Raw genomic sequence first — 17,680 nt, forward strand, 5'->3', positions numbered from 1 at the left:
CGATTGCTGGCAAACACCCTAAATCACTTCATCAATAAAATCACGAAACTTTAGTCTTCCAAGCTGATAATGATCTTACCTAAGTTTTTATCGGCTTCCATATATTCATGGGCCTCTGGTAAGCGGTCAAAAGCCATGACCGTATCAATCACTGGTTGAATAGTACCGTCTGCAATTAAAGGCACGACTTCTTTATTGACGTCTGCTACTAGGCGCGCCTTGTAGTCGTCTGAGCGTGTTGACAGCAAGGTCCCTTGGAGTTTAACCCGCTTAAAGAGCAATTGCCCCATATCAAAGTCCGGAACCTCTGTGCCCCCAAGAACACCGATTAAAACCCAGCGACCGTCTTGGCCGATAGCGGACGCATTTTTATTAGCATAGGACGCCCCAATGAAATCTAGAATGACATCGACTCCCCTATTGTCAGTTGCTTCAGAAATAACGTCGGCGAAATTTTCTTCCTTATAATTAATGGTGGTCTGGGCGCCTAATTCTTTAGCTAGGTCTAATTTATCTTGACGGCCTGCGGTGGCAAAGATTTCTACCTGCGACAGGTGGTTGGCCAATTGGATAGCCGCCGTCCCAACGCCAGAACCCGCTGCATGGACAAGGATCCGCTCACCCTGATGCAAGTCGCCGATCCAATACATGGTCTGGTAGGCGGTCATGAAGGCTTCTGGAATGGCGGCAGCTGTTGTAAACGGCGTGTCTTTAGGGAAAACTATGGCACGACTGAGGGGGATGCGGGCGTATTCGGCATATGCGCCGTGGGTAATAATCCCCGCTACATGGTCTCCAACTGCTACAGGACTGGATTCCTTCCCGCCTGTATTAATAGCCACCACTTCACCAGCAATCTCAATCCCAATCACCCGGTCTTCAAGGCTGGCATCCGGCTTCAAACTGTTCCTCGACATGACATCATGGCGATTAAGCCCAATTGCCTTGACCTTGACTAGGGCCTCACCCGCTTGTGCCGTCGGCCTGTCGATTTCTTGCAGTTCAATATTCTCTGGGCCACCTGCTTGATTGAGTATCCAAGCTTTCATCCAATCCACTCCTTTTGTATATGTGTTCGTCCCTTACATCATAAACCATTTGCGGACAATTGATAAGTAAAGCAGCTTATGATCTTTCTTATTTAATGAGGGTCCGGTAAAATGATCTATATATTCTAGGTGCGAGACAAACCGTTAACAGATGAACGTTGGAAGTTTAGGGCAGTGGCTGACAATGTCAGCTCAACTTAAACTGAAACGCAGTCATCTATGGTTTGTCCAACCCGATTTTAATGATAGTAAAAAAACGATTGAAAGGTGATACGGATGAAAGATATTTATGTTGTTGGGGCGATTTTGATTAAAGACCAGCGAATTTTATGTGCCCAACGCGGGGGCGCGAAGTCTTTAGCCTACTTGTGGGAGTTTCCTGGTGGGAAGATAGAAGCTGGCGAAACTGCGCAAGGAGCCCTGAAACGTGAATTGGAAGAGGAGTTAAAGATCCAGGTTCAAGTATCCCCAGAGATATTTGATACATCAGCCTACGAATATGATTTCGGACGCGTTCATCTCACAACAATTATCTGCCAGCTTGAGCAAGGTGAGCCCTTCTTGACGGAACATAAGGCCATCAAGTGGTTGAAGCCTAGCGAATTGAAGTCTTTAGACTGGGCGCCAGCGGACCTGCCTGCTGTAGATAAGTTATCACAAATGACGCTATAGATTGATTTGTAGACTGAATTTTAGGATTTTTTGGAGGTATATATGGATTTATTAGCGCAATCTTTGCGGCATGCTTTTATTGATCAGAGGCAGTTGGGGCATGCCCAGTATGACCCTGAGTTGATTATTAATCAGCCTGATGAGAATATCTTCCTATTAAATACCTTGCAGGAGGAATTGGATACCAGCGAAACTTTTACATTTTCAGTGGCATTTGTGACGGAGAGTGGTCTCAACACGCTGAAAACCCACCTCTTTGATTTACACCAACGAGGGATAAAAGGCCGGTTAATTACCTCCAACTATTTGGACTTTAACTCACCAGATATTTTCAAGGCCTTGCTGAAAGTGCCTAATTTGGAGGTCCGCATTTCTGACAAAGAAGCTTTTCACGCTAAAGGGTATTTATTTGAACACAAGGACCACGCTTCCTTTATTATTGGGTCGTCAAACTTGACCAACCATGCCTTAAAAACCAATTACGAGTGGAACATTAAACTGACTACCTACCACCACGGGGCCATTATCCATCAAATGCAGGCCCATTTAGACAAGGAATGGGCGAGTGCGCAGCCTTTAACTGAAGACTGGATTGAAGCATATGCCAATTCCTTCCAACCGCCTAAATACCGTGATACTAGTATCTTACTGGACCCAGCCAAGAACTTTATCGTACCTAATAAGATGCAACAGCCAGCCTTAGATAGTCTTATTGAATTACGGCAAAATGGCGCCGACCGTGGCTTAGTAATCGCGGCTACCGGGACTGGTAAAACCTACCTAGCGGCTTTTGATGTCTTGGAATCCAAACCCGAAAAAGTCCTTTTTATCGTTCACAGGGAACAAATCTTACATTCCGCAATGGCCTCTTTTAAAAGGGTGATGCATACAGAACCAGATGATTTATTTGGCTTTTATACAGGTAATAAAAAGGATAGCCAAGCCAAGTATATTTTCGCCACCCAACAGACCATTACCCGCGACCAACATTTACACCAATTTGACCCAGAAGAATTCGATTATATCTTAGTAGATGAAGTCCACCGAGCTGGATCAGCGTCTTACCAGCGGATTTTTGACTACTTTAAACCCAAATTCCTACTTGGTTTAACGGCTACACCTGAGCGTACAGATGGCTATAATTTATATGAACTCTTTGACTACAATATCGCCTATGAAATCCGCCTGCAAGATGCTCTTGAAGCTGATTTACTAGCCCCCTTCCATTACTTTGGGGTGACCGACTTCGAAAAAGACGGCGAATTGATTTCTGAAACCACCCAATTAAAGAACCTAATCCTAGACGAACGGGTTGATTATGTCATGGACAAGTTGACTTACTATGGTTTAGATAAAGAAAAGGTCAAAGGCTTAGTCTTCTGTAGCCGCAACGAGGAAGCCAAGTCCCTATCCGACAAATTCAACGCCCGTGGTTATAAAACTGTCGCCCTATCTGGTAGCGATAGCCAAGATGTGCGAACCAAGCAAGTAAATCGGTTAACTTCAGGTCTCTTAGACTATATTTTTACAGTGGATATCTTTAATGAAGGGATTGATATTCCAGAAATCAACCAGGTGGTCATGTTACGTAACACCCAATCCAGCATCATCTTCGTCCAACAAATGGGGCGTGGGCTTCGTAAGCATGATGATAAGGAATTCGTGAATATCATCGACTTTATCGGCAACTACAAGAACAACTACCTGATTCCCGTAGCCCTGTCTGGTAATTCAAACCGCAGTAAGGATACCATGCGGAAGACGACCCTCAACACCAACTTTATTTCCGGTTTATCCAATATCAATTTCGAAAGCATTGCTAAAGAGCGGATTTTTGAGTCTATAAATGCTGTGAAACTAGACTCCATGAAAGAATTGAAAGAAGCCTACCTAGGCTTAAAAAATGAATTGGGTCGTGTGCCAATGTTGATTGATTTTGAAACAACCAACAGTTTCGACCCTTATCTATTAGCCAACAAAAAGGATAATTACCCCGCTTTCTTGGCCAGCATCAAGGAAAGGGACAATACCCTTTCTAAAGCTGCCAACGATATCTTAAAGTTTTTATCGCGGGAAATCTTACCAGGCAAACGGGCGCATGAACTAGTCTTATTGAATGAGCTCGCTAAAGAAAGTGTAGATACTTTAAGCTTGGCCAAGATTCAAACCCTTTTGGCCAAACATGACTTAAGCCATGACCCTATTACTGTGCAGTCAGTGGTGCGAACCTTGTCCACCGATTATTACGCCGGTAGTTCAAAGAAAACTTACCAACCGGGGCAAGTCGTGACCATAGTAGACGAGGGGATTAACTTAAGCCCTGGATTCCAGTCAGCAAAGAAAGATTCGACCTTTTTGCATCATTTAAATGACTTAATCACTACGGCCACCTTATTAAATGACGGTTATGACAAATCATCAGACTTAACCTTGTATCAAAAATACGGCCGTCGTGACGCCCTACGTCTGCTCAAATGGGAAACGCAATTGGTGGACCAAAATATCGGGGGCTATACTCAGGATAAGGAACGGAAAATTTTTACAATTTTTGTGACACTGGATAAAGGCGACGACTTTACTGGTGCCCAAGTTGCTTATGAAGATGCCTTGTTAGACCCACAGACGATGACTTGGTTCACGAAAGCGCCAAGGACACTGGCCTCTCCTGAAGTGAAAATCTTACAGGATGCGGACGACTGGCAAATTCATATGTTCATTAAAAAGGACGATGATGAAGGAACCGAGTTTTATTATTTGGGTGAAGTGACACCTGATGTTTCGACGATTACCCAACTTGAAAAGCCGAGTGGTGATGGTGAAACCCGGAACGTTGTGGAGATGAACTTGCATTTTAAAGAAACTATTCCAAGAAATCTCTTTAACTATCTACAGTAAACTACCCTTGCCCGCCTATGCCCATTTTGATAGGATAGTGACACATTAATAAAAACAACTATCGCCGGATAGGTATTCTAGTGCACATAGGCCCTTCAAATTGAAGGTGTGCTGCTTGGATGTCTATCCGGTTTTTTTAGGAGAAAAATCATGTTTGCAGTCTTTACAACGACCTTAATTGCTGGCTTAATCGATGGCATTAACCCCTTCGCGCTCACCCAGCAATTCATTTTACAATCTAAAATTAAATCCCCATATCATATTTTGTATTTTATCTTCCCCATTGGTCTGGGAAACTTTTTAATCGGTTTAGCCTTCTACTTTGGTTTCTCTGATTGGATTTCCCAAGCCTTCAATTGGGTAAACCATCACCACCCATATACTTGGCACTATCTAGCAATCGCAGCCAGCATTTTGATAGTAGCTTATTTAAGCTACTCTTTTTTTAAAAAAGACCAGCCTACCGCAAGTCAGGGCGAGGTTCAAAAGAAATCCGTAACGCAAACAGAAGAAACGCACTTATCAGCTGGCGCATTGATCATGCTGGGTATTGCCTCTTGTCTAGCCGAAATCTCTTCAATAGCGCCATATTTAGCCTTATTAAGTTACTATGCAACTATATCGATTACCAATCTACAAGCAACGTTACTCCTGGCCTTTTATTCCTTTGTCTTGTTTGTATTACCTATGTACGGCTTATTTTTAATATCCCTATTCTTTAAAAGCCACTTAACGACAATTTATACACGAATTGCGGGCTGGATGGACTTTTTTATCACACGCATTTTGCCAGTTATCTTGATTTTGATTGCTGTTGCCTTATTTGGGTACGGCATACAAATTTTCTAAAATTGGCCATAAAAAAACGCCAAGCGTGAATGGACACACTTGGCGTTTGGCGTTTAGCCGTTTAAATTTATACTAACTTACAGCACAGGATAGACAATGCTTAGAGCTGCTTGGTTCCCCATCTGACCCGGTTCACATCTCTACCCTTGCCGCAAGGCCTTTCGGCAAATTTAATTATACCATTTTTAAGGAAGGTTTGTAAAGGACTTCTTCCCTATTCTTAAACCCCAACATCAACTAACCGTATGAGGTATACTTGCGACAAGCCAGCATAAACGTGTCTTGGACGAAAACTAATAAAATCAATATTGCAACATAGGAATCTGATGACTAGTATAGCGGTTATCGGCTTTTTTGCTGTATAAAAAAGAGACCAAACCAATTGTTTTAATTGATTTGATCTCTCACTTTGAAAACTATTTTGAATGATCAGTAAGTGCAAGTTGAAAGCTGCATAAGGTTACAATTAGACTAGCTAACATTGCTTACATAGCGCCTCACACCCTTAGTCGGGTTCGCTCGACCAGCTCAAGTCCACTTCAGACTAATTTGTGCCACACTGCCGTGTGTCACGGCACTAGTCTTCCATTGTTGTTGAGCTTAGCGGTCTCGCTCGCACCCTGTGAAGTTGAGCTCGAGTCTCCAGAAAGGACTGCGTTTCAAATTAGCTTGCAGATGACTGCGTCATCTTCATCGCTAATCTTCCAACGTTTCCTTTCTTGGCGTCGACTCTCACATCCTATTATTAACCCATGTCTTTAACTTTTATCATCCGCGTGATTGATGCTCGTTCGTTTTCGTCTAGTTTCATTTGGATATACTTGATGGTTTCCTTGATGTTTGGAATCATTCGGTATTCTAAGGCGTTTACTCGACGTCTTGTGGATTCAATTTCCGTTGCCATTAATTGACACGTTTTTTCAATTTCGCTCAATTTTAACAGCTTAGGCATGACATCGTTCAAGACTTCGATGGCATCGTCTAATTCACTAGATGTGTTTAAGTAACCGTATTTCACTTCGTTGTCGCTCTTTTGATTATCATCATCGTATGAAAATGACATCTTAGGTACGTCAACGCTCATGATATTTTTCTTGGCAATTTCTAAGTTGACCTGTTTAGTCGGTAAGGCCACGATTTCTTCCATAAAGGCGTCATTCATTGATGATGATGCCAATACGAAGTTACCTAAGGCACCCGACAATTCGTCTTCTACTTCATTGCGCAGTTGGTTATTTTCTTGGATTAGTTCGATAAACTGGCGCATTAATTCGTCCTGCTTATCTTTTAGCAAGTCATAACCATTTTGAGCAACTTTTAAACGGTCTTTTAATGTGCTCAGTTCCATCCGTGTTGGTTTGACATTTAGCGCATTTGCCATTTAAAATCACTCTCCTTCAGTTGAAGGCATGTATGTATCGATTAAATCATCTTTAATACGTGTTAATTCTGTACGAGGCAAGATCGCTAGTAATTCCCAAGCAAGGTCTAAGGTTTCTTCAATCGTACGGTTGTACTCAAAACCTTGGTCAACGTATTTGTCTTCAAATGCAGTGGTAAATTCTACGTATTTCTTATCTGTTTCAGATAGGGCTGATTCACCCAATACTTGAGATAATTCTTTGGCTTGTTTACCTTTCGCATAAGCAGCAAATAGTTGGTTCATGGTTGCAGCGTGGTCTTTACGTGTTTTACCTTCACCGGTACCTTTATCTTTTAGACGAGAAAGTGATGGCAATACGTTGATTGGTGGCTCAATACCACGTGCATCAAGGTCACGGTCTAAGATAATTTGCCCTTCGGTAATATAACCTGTTAAGTCAGGAATTGGATGGGTAATGTCATCCTCTGGCATAGACAGGATTGGAATCTGCGTTACAGAACCTTTAGACCCTTTGATACGGCCAGCACGTTCATATAGTGTAGACAGGTTGGTATATAGGTAACCTGGATAACCACGACGTCCTGGTACTTCACGGCGGGCTGCAGATACTTCACGTAAGGCTTCACAGTAGTTAGTCATGTCAGTCATGATAACCAATACTTGCATGTCTTTTTCGTAAGCTAAGTATTCTGCTGCTGTTAAGGCAATTTTTGGTGTTGCTAAACGTTCGATTGAAGGATCATCCGCTAAGTTGATGAACAAAACAGAGCGGTCGATGGCACCTGTTTCACGGAATGATTCCATGAAGTATTCAGCCTCTTCAAAAGTTACCCCCATTGCTGCAAAGACAACGGCGAATTGATCGTCGTCACCTAGCACAGTGGCTTGACGTGCGATTTGGGCAGCAAGCTCTTTATGCGGTAAACCTGAACCAGAGAATACGGGTAGTTTTTGCCCACGAACTAAGGTGTTTAAGTGGTCAATTGTTGAGATTCCAGTTTGAATAAACTCATCCGGGTAGTCACGAGCCATTGGGTTAATGGCTTGCCCATTGATGTCACGGCTTTCGTCAGCGATGATTTCTGGACCGTTATCGTTGATGTTACCAAGTCCATCGAATACACGACCAATCATGTCTTCAGACACGCCGAATTCAAGTGGATGTCCTTGGAAGCGCACTTTAGTGTCTTGTAAGTTAATACCAGAACCACCACCATAGATCTGTACGACTGCGCGACTTTCTTCTACTTGAAGCACTTGTCCAAGACGTTTTTCACCAGTTTGTAATTGTACTTCTACTAACTCATCAAAACTAATGCCTTCAACGTCTTCTACAATCATTAAGGGTCCATAAACGTCGGAGATAGATTTATACTCTTTTAACATTATGCGTAGCTGCCTCCTTTCAATATTTCTGTCATAGCTTCTTTAATTTCATTGTTGATAGCGTCAATGCGGTCTAATTGATCTTCTGGGATAAATTTAGAACGCACGATTTTTTCGCGTAAGTCGACAGTGTTGTCAGCAATTTCTTGGTAGTAAACACCTTTTTCCATTGCTTGGCGCGCTTCTTGGTCGAAGGTTAAAATGTTGAATAACATTTTCTCTTGTTTCTTCGCTGAAGTCGTTGTATCTACGTCATCAAAGGCATTTTGCTGTAAGTAACCTTCACGAATCATGGCTGCAATTAGTAGGGTCATTTTATCTTTTTCTGATAAGGCATCAATACCAACTAATTGTACAACTTCTTGTAAGCTGTCTTCTTCAGTTAGGATATTCATCGCTTTTTGTACCCATTGACCCCATTCAACGCCTAATTCTTCCGCTACACCCTTATAGATTTCTGAATCATACAATGAGTATGAGCTTAACCAGTTAATGGCTGGGAAGTGACGTTGACGAGATAGGTTGGCATCTAATGACCAGAATACTTTTACAACTCGTAAGGTATTTTGTGTAACCGGCTCAGATGTATCCCCACCTGGAGGCGATACGGCACCTACCGCTGTAACTGAACCTGTACGGCCTTCGCTACCTAGAGTACGGACGATACCTGCACGCTCATAGTATTCTGCAATACGAGAACCTAGGTAAGCTGGGTAACCTTCGTCACCAGGCATCTCTTCTAGACGACCAGACATTTCACGAAGTGCTTCCGCCCAACGAGAAGTTGAATCGGCCATAATCGCTACTGAGTAACCCATGTCACGGAAGTATTCAGCAATTGTAATCCCTGTATAAACAGAAGCTTCACGGGCTGCTACCGGCATGTTTGAAGTGTTGGCAATTAACACAGTACGTTCCATGATTGATTCACCAGTTTTCGGGTCAACCAATTCAGGGAACTCGTTAATTACGTCCGTCATTTCGTTACCACGTTCACCACAACCAACGTAAACCACGATATCTACATCCGCATATTTAGCAATTTGGTGTTGCACAACTGTCTTACCGGCACCGAATGGCCCTGGAACTGCTGCTGCCCCACCTTTTGAAATTGGGAAGAAAGTATCGATAACACGTTGACCTGTTGTCATAATTTTATTTGGTGAGTATTTTTCGGCAAAAGGACGACCTTGACGAACTGGCCATGTTTGCATCATGGTGAATGATTTCTCGCCTTGCTCAGTGTCTAAGACGTACACATTATCTTCTAAAGTGTAGTCGCCTTCTTGAATTGATTTCACTGTACCTGAAACGCCAACCGGCACCATGATACGGTGTTCAATTACGGGACCTTCTTGAACAGTACCCACAATGTCACCACCTGTAACTTGTGTGCCTGCTTCAACAGTTGGGGTAAAATGCCATACTGCTGAGCGGTCTAGGGGCGCTACTTGCACACCACGCACTAAGTAGTTTGAGTCGGTTGAATCCATGAACTCTTGTAGAGGTCGTTGGATACCGTCAAACATTTTCGTTAACATACCAGGTCCAAGTTCAACTGATAATGGTTGACCAGTTGTTTTTACTACTTGGCCAGGTTTAAGACCAGAAGTTTCCTCGTATACCTGAATTGAAGCAACATCGCCGTGCATTTCAAGGATTTCCCCTGTTAATTGTAGGTCACCTACTAAACAAATATCACGAACAGCAGCTTCTTCCATGCCACTTGCTTTAATCAGTGGACCGGAAACTTCAATGATTTTTCCGTCTTTCAAGACTGTTCCTCCCTCTTATCGTTTTCTATGATTTTTAATTTGTGTATTTTGATTTCTTATAGAATATTTTGACCAACCGCTTTTTCAACGTTGTCATTTACACGAGACTGCCCGATACCCAAGCTCCCTTTGTGTGAAGGAATCAGAATGATTGCTGGGGTAACTTGTGTGTCGTAAAAGGCAATGGTGTCTGGAATTTGCTGTGCGATTGTTTCGGTCAAATAGATCACACCATAGTGGTTGTCAGCCATTTCCCGGATTGTTTCACCGGCTTGTTGGCCTGAAATCACTGGATAGGCGTCGAAACCAATCAATTGGAAAGGAACAACGACGTCTTTTTCACCGACTACACCGATTTTATAAGCCATAAATAGGTCGCATCCTTTCTTCCACACTTTTTTGATCTAAATCGTATTCTTTCGCGTTTAAAATTAACCTCAAATTGGCTACTTCGTTTTCTTTAAAATAAATATATGCCAATACAGGCATTGGTCCAAATGGTACCCAAGCTGCCTGGCGAATTTCTTCAGCCTCGATTGTTTTGATTTTCTTATCTAATTTCACCACGTCGATTGGATCGTTGGCGCTGATGCGGTCATTGATTTTACCAGCGAATGGTAAGCTGGCAAATTTATCCAATACGCGGTTATAGTCTTTACTCGTCGCTAAGTCGACTAATTCTACCTCTTCAAAAGTACCATCATCAGATAAGACTGCTTCTAAGAACCCACGAGAACGGCCTTGCTTCATCCCACGAACAACCATAGATAAATTTTCTAAATCAATCATCATCAATAGGGTCTTCGCCATATCTTGATCATCAGATTTGTCAGCGATGTCTCTTAAGTGGCCTAGGTAAGAATGGTCCAATAGGATCGAAATGCCGTCCAAGTCATGGTATTCTTCGTAATAATCGCGTGCATGTTGGACGCCTTCTTTCATGACTTCTGGGAATTGGTTACCTTCACCAGTTTGCATTAAGGTCCGTAAGGCTTCGATTGAAAAACGGCCGATGTTGATATACATGTGCGAGAAATCTCGTTCTGTATACCATTCTTTGAATAATACTTTCAAATTGTGGTAGCTGTAACGCAAGGCAAATACGTCTACCACTTCATCTACAGGCGTTTCTTCATATAAACCAGCATACATTTCACGTAAATCACGGATTAGGAACCCTTCGAAATCATGTGTTTCTCCGATATTTTCTGGGATATGATAGTTGGTTTTGCGTAGGGCAGCAAATACATCTTCAAGGGAGTTGGCACGTAAAAGTGCGTCATAGTCTTCTTTTGCTAGCAAACTACTTTCTTTTACACGAATGGTAGTATCCAGTTGTGCATATGTAGCGTTTGGCATTGCTGTCACTCCCCTCTCTTAGAATGCTTGTTTCACTAATTTTGGCGCTAATGTTTTTTTCTTTTGGTCAATGATTGATTCAAAAGTAAAGTTATAGTCCACTTCTTCGTTACTTAAAACAAAACCTGAACGCTTGGGAAGGAAAGTATCATCTAATTGAATAGATGGGTTTAAGGCTTTCACTTGGTCAGCGTCGAATTGGTGTTGGCTGAATTCACCTACTGTTAACGTAAGGTTCTCAGTGTCTGCTACTTGGTTTAAAGCGCCTTTGATAAAACTAGTAAACGCTTCGCTTGATAATTGTTGTAATTCAACAATAGCTTGATCATAGACTTTTTCTAGTAAGGCTTGTTTGGCTTGTAATTTGTCATTACGTAAGACGTTTAAGTAGCTTTGTTTTTGTGTTTGTAATTTTTTAGCTTCAGCGTTTTCGATGTGGTGCTTTTCAGTCACAATTTGGTCATCGTTTTGCGCTTTGGCTTTGTTGATTTCTTCATTCATTTCAGCTTCAAATGCGGCTAATGCTGCTTTTTCTTCTTTTTCAGCATTGGCTAGCACTTGATCGACTAAAGTTTGAATATCTGCCATTCGACTTATCCTCCTTCTTTTGGTTTTTCTACTTGATTAGTGATTAACCAACAGAAAGTACTAATAATAGAGAAATAACGAATGCTAAGATTGCGTAAGTTTCAACCATGATAGAGTAGATGATTGCGTTAGATACGTTTTCAGGACGTTTTGCTAAAATTTGTACACCTGCTGTTGCAGTATGCCCTTGCCAACGTGCTGAAATTAAACCTACTAAACCAATAGGGATACCTGCTACAAAGTATTGTAGTCCTTGAGTTAAGTCTAAACCTGTACCTAATTGTAAGTAAATCATGATACCGATAACGAAACCATACAAACCTTGCGTACCAGGTAATAGTTGTAAGATTAATGTTTGCGCAAATTTTTCAGGTTGGTCTTTAACCAAGGCAGCTGCAGCCGCACCAGTTTCACCAACACCACGTGCAGAACCCATACCAGAGAAAATTACGGCAATTGCAATTCCGACCATCGCAAAGATTTGGCCACCGTTTTCCACAAAAAATTCAAACCATGTATTCATTATTTAAAAACCTCCATTTTGTTGTCTTTTAATTAATTTTCTTCTACGTCTTTTAGAGAAACAAACTCTTGTAGTGTGCGAATCGGCTTAAAGGCACGCCCGCCTCCTTCATAAAATTTACCAAAGAACTCAACGAATACTAAGCGCATACTATGAACGTAGGCAGATAGTAATGATAAGAACATGTTAAATAATTGTAAGGCGATAATCATCAAAATACCCACTGAAAATCGAACAGGCACTGGCAAGATAGTAAACAAGATATTAAAGGACATGGCGATAGCTCCACCTGAAATACCTAAAGCCATTAGTCGTGTATAAGAAACGAAATCTCCTACATACGAAGACACACCGTATAAGTTATACAACCCAACAACACCACCAACTGCTTTATTATTACTCGTGAACATAGGAACCACGATAATTCCTGCAGCTGCAATAATGGCAAACCATTTTGCGATAGGAATCAACATATCCATACCGGTCATAAAGCCAGTGATACCGATAGCTAGCGCTATTAACAGTGCTAACCAGCCAATACCGTCATTATAGGCTGATGCATAGTCTTTACGACTAAGCTGTAATCTGATATTTAAGCATAAACCTACAAAGATGTGAATGTAACCAATCACTAAAGAGATAATCATTAGCGTTAAGGCATCTTCAGTTGGATTGATCAAACCGAATGGTAAAGCTTCACCAAATAGGGATCCATAAGCTAAACCAATTAACATCGTTGGGTAGGATAGAATATGTCCAAATTTCACAAAACGTTTAGTACTCTTCCGTAAATCCATTACCTTCATGGCAAAGAGTGTACCAATCCAAAGGAGGATACCGTAACCGAAGTCCCCCATCATCATAGCGAAGAATAACATGTAGAAACCAGCTACCCAGTTGGTCGGGTCTTTCTCCCGGTAATTTGGCAATGAGTACATTTCAGTAATCATTTCAAAAGGTTCTACTATAGAAGCATTATGTAATTTGATTGGCACTTCATCTTCTTTAACTTCTTGTTCGGTTGTTTCTTCTAAAATAATAGCAAACGTGTGCACATCAAAGGCTTCTTCTAAAGCGCTTTGCAAGTTTTCAACTTGCGCTTCTTCAATCCAACCACTGAATAAAGATAACTGTTGGTTATCATATGAAAGCTGTGCTGCGTTGGCACGTTGACTACGGTTAAAGAATTCTTCTACTGCTAATTGAATAGTAGCTTTAGATTCTTGCATGTTTTTAATGTCTTTAACAACGGCCTCCTCATCTTTGATGAGTTGTTTCCGTTCACTTTCCAATGTTTGGAAGGTCTCTTCTGGGGTTTGTCCGTAATTAAACTCTACTTCAGAGAAATAATTTTCTGCAAGTTTTGCTTGCAGGTTGTCGTTTTGACCTGGTAAGGCAACGACTGCGACACCAATTTCATTCTCGTTAGCAAACACTTCTTCAACGGCCACATCTTCAATGGCTTTTAATTGTTGCCAGTGGTGACGGTTTTCATCATTTGGAATCGTTCCTAGACGAACATCGAATAGTTTTAACTCTTGTAGAGATTTTGGATCAACATCTAGGGCCCGCCATTTAGCGATGGTTGTTTGTTCATCTTCAACCCGTTGGCGTTGGTCTTGAATGTCGTTACGCTTTTGTCTTAAGGCTTCGACTTTTTCAATCAATTGTAAAGCTGCTGCTTCATCCACAGTTTGATGTAGTTCATCCATGGTCATTTGTGGGCGTTTGGTCGTAATTTTATCTTTTAAAGATACCTTTTGTTGGTATTGACTTAGATAATGTAATACTTCGCGTCCGCGTTCATAAATGACTTGGTAATCTTGATCACTTTGGTAATTATTGTTGAAGGTAAAGTCTTGGCCGGTTACCTTTAAGGAAAGGTCACTAACTTGTATATTCTGCATCGTTTGTAAGGTTTGTAACAAGTGGTCTTTGTTACTTGGCGCCGTTACAATCGATACTTTTTGCATCTTAGCGATTGCCATAGCTATTTTTCACCTCCTCAATTACAAGTGAGACTAAAGATGGCAAAGCGCCTTGGAATTGATTCTCAATTTCCTCAATCTCTTGATCGTTCTTCGCTTTTTCTTCAGATTTGTACGCTTGTAAAGCTTTTTCATTCTCGGCACGCTGCGCTTCTTGATAATCTTTCAAGATTGCTTCTTTTTCAGACGCCATTTGGCTTAATTTGCGATTTTTGTCTTCTAATAAACTTTCTCGCTTACTTGCATATTTATCACTTAGTGCTTGCGTTGCTTTCTCAGTATCGACAATTTTTGCTAAAGTTTTGCTGGACACCCAATTCACCCCCCTAAAAGCGTTATAACAACTTAATTATAACAAAAAAACACTTTATTTTAAATGAAAACGCTAAGTAAATCACAATGTCTTATTTTTTAGTATTTTGACATTTCGCTTAGTTTTCTACTTTTGGTTTACGACTTGAATTTTTGCGTTTCTTGCGTAATTCAATAAAAAAATCTTGTAAAAGTGCCTTACATTCTTCATGCATGACACCATCAATGACTTCAACTTGATGGTTAAACCGACTATCATTCAGTATATTCATCAATGTTCCTGCCGTGCCACCCTTTTGATCATAAGCGCCATAATAGAGACGTTTGATACGGCTTTGTATCATGGCACCCGAACACATAGGACAGGGTTCTAACGTCACATACAAATCTGCATCCGCTAGTCGCCAAGATGCCCGATTACGGTTGGCTTCTTGGATAGCGAGGATTTCCGCATGGGTTGTTGCATCCTGACTGGTCTCACGCAAGTTATGGCCACGCCCGATGATTTCCCCCTGGTAGACGACAACTGCCCCAATTGGCACTTCACCAATAGCTGCTGCCTTCTTTGCTTCTTCAATCGCTGCCTCCATAAAAGCAATTTGGTCCACGTCAAGTGTATTGAATTTTGTATCCTTTTCTTCTGACATTCCACACCTCATTTCGGTCTAAAACATGCCATAATCATACCACTACCAAGGCTTACAACCAACTGATAAGTGGGGCTCACCGGACTTTTTAATCACTTTCTTCCTATTAACTATAGGCCTATAAAAAATTTTTTGATTGAGTGATTTCACTTGATTTGAAACCGTTATCATTATATAATAACCTCGTAGATAACTTGTATAGACAAGTTTACAATTATTATTTGGATATCATATGGCATTTTCTTTATAGAGGAGGAAGAAAAATGAGTGATTTTAAACAGGATGCTAAATCCTTACTGGATGACATTGGGGGTAAGGAGAATATCAATGCCGTTACACACTGTGCGACGCGTATGCGGTTTGTATTAAATGATCCTAAACAAGCGGATGTTAAAGCTATTGAAGACATCCCTTCTGTTAAAGGGACATTTACCCAATCTGGTCAATTCCAGGTTATTATTGGGAACAAGGTGGCAGATTTTTATAATGAATTTGAAGCGGTTTCTGGTGTTTCTGGTACGTCAAAAGAAGCGGTGAAAGCTGCAGCAGCTGACCAACAACAAAACTGGCTTCAAAAAGCCATGACATTCTTGGCTGAAGTATTTGCACCAATTATTCCAGCAATTATCGTCGGGGGTCTTATTTTAGGTTTCCGTAACGTGCTTGAAGGGGTGCCAATGGAGTTCCTAGGGCAAAAAATTGTTGATGGCGTAGCGCAAACGATGGGTGACGGTACACCTCAATACAACACGATTGTTGATGTTTCAACATTCTGGGCCGGGGTGAACAGCTTCCTTTGGTTACCGGGTGAAGCCATTTTCCACTTCTTACCAGTTGGGATTACATGGTCTGTAACACGTAAAATGGGTACCACTCAAATTCTTGGTATCGTATTAGGTATCACATTAGTTTCACCACAATTACTAAATGCTTATGCTGCACCAGATGCTATCTTAGCTGGTGAAGTACCACAATGGGACTTCGGCTTCTTCCAATTAGATATGATTGGTTACCAAGCCCAAGTATTACCGGCCATGTTCGCAGGTCTATCACTTGCTTGGCTTGAAAAATTCTGGCGTAAATACATCCCAGAGATGATTTCTATGATTTTCGTGCCATTCTTATCATTAGTTCCTGCCATTATCTTGGCGCATACAGTTTTAGGCCCAATCGGTTGGACTGTAGGTACTTGGATTTCTAGTGTTGTGTACGCTGGTTTAACTGGACCTGTTTCTTGGTTGTTCGGTTTAATCTTCGGTGCCCTATACTCTCCACTTGTAATTACTGGTTTACACCATATGACCAACGCAATCGATACACAGTTAGTGGCTGACTTTGGTGGTACTGGTTTATGGCCAATGATCGCCCTATCAAATATTGCTCAAGCATCTGCGGTTATGGCGATTTGGTGGACAACTCGTCAAGATGAGAAAGAAAGTCAAATTACCATTCCATCAGCTGTATCAGCTTACTTAGGGGTAACTGAACCGGCAATGTTCGGTGTTACCATTAAATATGTTTACCCATTTATTGCAGCGATGATTGGTTCAGGTTTAGCTGGTTTACTTTCAACAACAGTTGGAATTACAGCTAACTCAATCGGGGTCGGTGGTTTACCTGGTATCTTAGCGATTCAATTCCAATACTGGGGTTGGTTCTTACTAGCTATGGCCATCGCCATCGTTGTACCATTCGCATTGACAATTGTATTTAAGAAAACTGGTTTCCTAGCTAATAACAAAATCGATTTCAATATCAAGTTCTAGCATTAGCCAGATAGATTCAAGTTTCACGCTCGCCTTGGATGCCCCTGGGCGAGCTTTTTTCTAAAAAGGAGGAAGACACAATGACAAATGATTTAGGGAAAAAGGTAATATACCAAGTTTATCCAAAGTCTTTTAACGACACGGATGGAGACGGTTTTGGTGATCTTAGAGGAATCATTGAAAAATTAGACTACCTAGAAACACTAGGTGTCGACATGATTTGGATGAACCCCTTCTACCCATCGCCACAAAATGATAACGGTTATGACATTTCAGACTACACTGCCATCGACCCACGTTTTGGGACTATGGATGATTTTGAAGAATTAGCCCGTGAAGGTAAAAAACGTGGCATCGACCTGATGCTAGATATGCCTTTAAACCACTCTTCTACTGAACACGAGTGGTTCCAAAAGGCCCTAGCTGGTGACGAATACTACCAAGACTTCTATTACATTCGCCCCGCACAAGAAGATGGGTCTCTGCC

The 17,680-nt window shown here is 41.5% G+C and carries 16 protein-coding genes and 1 other RNA gene; 5 read left to right on the top strand and 12 right to left on the bottom strand.

What is annotated here, in order from left to right:
* Positions 1–50: 50 nt before the first annotated feature.
* Positions 51–1,049, bottom strand: a complete 999-nt coding sequence (locus tag AC973_RS07145; RefSeq protein WP_048729132.1) for an NAD(P)H-quinone oxidoreductase — start codon at positions 1,047–1,049, stop codon at positions 51–53.
* 276 nt (positions 1,050–1,325) lie between these two features.
* Here AC973_RS07145 and AC973_RS07150 point away from each other — a divergent pair, with 276 nt between their 5' ends.
* The 3 genes from AC973_RS07150 to AC973_RS07160 all read left to right on the top strand — a co-directional run bounded on the left by AC973_RS07150 (position 1,326) and on the right by AC973_RS07160 (position 5,465).
* Positions 1,326–1,721, top strand: a complete 396-nt coding sequence (locus AC973_RS07150) for a (deoxy)nucleoside triphosphate pyrophosphohydrolase (RefSeq protein ID WP_003143255.1) — start codon at positions 1,326–1,328, stop codon at positions 1,719–1,721.
* A 42-nt stretch (positions 1,722–1,763) separates the two neighbouring features.
* Positions 1,764–4,616, top strand: coding sequence for a DUF3427 domain-containing protein (locus AC973_RS07155; RefSeq protein WP_048729134.1), 2,853 nt, complete (start codon positions 1,764–1,766; stop codon positions 4,614–4,616).
* Positions 4,617–4,766: 150 nt separating this feature from the next.
* Positions 4,767–5,465 (top strand): GAP family protein, encoded by a 699-nt coding sequence (locus AC973_RS07160; protein WP_048729135.1) that lies wholly within the window; start codon positions 4,767–4,769, stop codon positions 5,463–5,465.
* 63 nt (positions 5,466–5,528) lie between these two features.
* Here AC973_RS07160 and ffs read toward each other — a convergent pair.
* From ffs to tadA, 11 genes are all read right to left on the bottom strand, one after another.
* An RNA gene (gene ffs / locus AC973_RS09535) (signal recognition particle sRNA small type) lies at positions 5,529–5,628 on the bottom strand.
* A gap of 582 nt (positions 5,629–6,210) precedes the next feature.
* On the bottom strand, positions 6,211–6,846 hold the full coding sequence (locus tag AC973_RS07165; protein WP_048729137.1) for a V-type ATP synthase subunit D: 636 nt from the start codon (positions 6,844–6,846) through the stop codon (positions 6,211–6,213).
* 6 nt (positions 6,847–6,852) lie between these two features.
* Entirely contained in the window at positions 6,853–8,235 is a 1,383-nt protein-coding gene (locus AC973_RS07170) for a V-type ATP synthase subunit B (RefSeq protein WP_026465203.1), read from the bottom strand.
* Positions 8,235–10,010 (bottom strand): V-type ATP synthase subunit A, encoded by a 1,776-nt coding sequence (locus AC973_RS07175; protein ID WP_082148268.1) that lies wholly within the window; start codon positions 10,008–10,010, stop codon positions 8,235–8,237. Before AC973_RS07175 ends, AC973_RS07170 begins: the two co-directional genes overlap by 1 nt.
* A gap of 56 nt (positions 10,011–10,066) precedes the next feature.
* Entirely contained in the window at positions 10,067–10,378 is a 312-nt protein-coding gene (locus AC973_RS07180; RefSeq protein WP_048729139.1) for a V-type ATP synthase subunit F, read from the bottom strand.
* Complete coding sequence (locus AC973_RS07185) at positions 10,368–11,369, bottom strand: V-type ATPase subunit (protein WP_048729141.1); 1,002 nt, start codon at positions 11,367–11,369, stop codon at positions 10,368–10,370. Before AC973_RS07185 ends, AC973_RS07180 begins: the two co-directional genes overlap by 11 nt.
* Positions 11,370–11,387: 18 nt before the next feature.
* Positions 11,388–11,957, bottom strand: a complete 570-nt coding sequence (locus AC973_RS07190) for an ATP synthase subunit E (RefSeq protein WP_048729143.1) — start codon at positions 11,955–11,957, stop codon at positions 11,388–11,390.
* Between the two features lie 43 nt (positions 11,958–12,000).
* Positions 12,001–12,480, bottom strand: coding sequence for a V-type ATP synthase subunit K (locus AC973_RS07195; protein WP_048729144.1), 480 nt, complete (start codon positions 12,478–12,480; stop codon positions 12,001–12,003).
* Positions 12,481–12,512: 32 nt separating this feature from the next.
* Entirely contained in the window at positions 12,513–14,468 is a 1,956-nt protein-coding gene (locus AC973_RS07200; RefSeq protein WP_048729146.1) for a V-type ATP synthase subunit I, read from the bottom strand.
* A complete protein-coding gene (locus AC973_RS07205; protein ID WP_225968956.1) occupies positions 14,455–14,781 on the bottom strand; it encodes a hypothetical protein in 327 nt (108 codons plus the stop codon). Before AC973_RS07205 ends, AC973_RS07200 begins: the two co-directional genes overlap by 14 nt.
* Positions 14,782–14,899: 118 nt before the next feature.
* On the bottom strand, positions 14,900–15,427 hold the full coding sequence (gene tadA / locus AC973_RS07210) for a tRNA adenosine(34) deaminase TadA (protein ID WP_048729150.1): 528 nt from the start codon (positions 15,425–15,427) through the stop codon (positions 14,900–14,902).
* Between the two features lie 263 nt (positions 15,428–15,690).
* On the opposite strand from tadA, the gene treP reads away from it, so the two are divergent.
* Together treP and AC973_RS07220 are read left to right on the top strand one after the other, a co-directional pair.
* Positions 15,691–17,193 (top strand): PTS system trehalose-specific EIIBC component, encoded by a 1,503-nt coding sequence (gene treP / locus AC973_RS07215; protein ID WP_048729152.1) that lies wholly within the window; start codon positions 15,691–15,693, stop codon positions 17,191–17,193.
* 80 nt (positions 17,194–17,273) lie between these two features.
* Positions 17,274–17,680: alpha-amylase family glycosyl hydrolase (locus AC973_RS07220; RefSeq protein ID WP_048729154.1), on the top strand; the 407-nt coding region annotated here is incomplete at its 3' end.

The sequence above is a fragment of the Carnobacterium sp. 1290_CSPC genome, from assembly GCF_001053265.1.
Lineage (GTDB): Bacteria > Bacillota > Bacilli > Lactobacillales > Aerococcaceae > Aerococcus > Aerococcus urinaeequi.

Bases quoted from the DNA above. Each gene is read 5' to 3' on its own strand.
- AC973_RS07170 (WP_026465203.1), bottom strand. From the start codon at position 8,235: ATGTTAAAAGAGTATAAATCTATCTCCGACGTTTATGGACCCTTAATG.
- AC973_RS07190 (WP_048729143.1), bottom strand. From the start codon at position 11,957: ATGGCAGATATTCAAACTTTAGTCGATCAAGTGCTAGCCAATGCTGAA.
- AC973_RS07150 (WP_003143255.1), top strand. From the start codon at position 1,326: ATGAAAGATATTTATGTTGTTGGGGCGATTTTGATTAAAGACCAGCGA.
- AC973_RS07200 (WP_048729146.1), bottom strand. From the start codon at position 14,468: ATGGCAATCGCTAAGATGCAAAAAGTATCGATTGTAACGGCGCCAAGT.
- AC973_RS07180 (WP_048729139.1), bottom strand. From the start codon at position 10,378: ATGGCTTATAAAATCGGTGTAGTCGGTGAAAAAGACGTCGTTGTTCCT.
- tadA (WP_048729150.1), bottom strand. From the start codon at position 15,427: ATGTCAGAAGAAAAGGATACAAAATTCAATACACTTGACGTGGACCAA.
- AC973_RS07145 (WP_048729132.1), bottom strand. From the start codon at position 1,049: ATGAAAGCTTGGATACTCAATCAAGCAGGTGGCCCAGAGAATATTGAA.
- AC973_RS07165 (WP_048729137.1), bottom strand. From the start codon at position 6,846: ATGGCAAATGCGCTAAATGTCAAACCAACACGGATGGAACTGAGCACA.
- AC973_RS07185 (WP_048729141.1), bottom strand. From the start codon at position 11,369: ATGCCAAACGCTACATATGCACAACTGGATACTACCATTCGTGTAAAA.
- AC973_RS07160 (WP_048729135.1), top strand. From the start codon at position 4,767: ATGTTTGCAGTCTTTACAACGACCTTAATTGCTGGCTTAATCGATGGC.
- treP (WP_048729152.1), top strand. From the start codon at position 15,691: ATGAGTGATTTTAAACAGGATGCTAAATCCTTACTGGATGACATTGGG.
- AC973_RS07195 (WP_048729144.1), bottom strand. From the start codon at position 12,480: ATGAATACATGGTTTGAATTTTTTGTGGAAAACGGTGGCCAAATCTTT.
- AC973_RS07155 (WP_048729134.1), top strand. From the start codon at position 1,764: ATGGATTTATTAGCGCAATCTTTGCGGCATGCTTTTATTGATCAGAGG.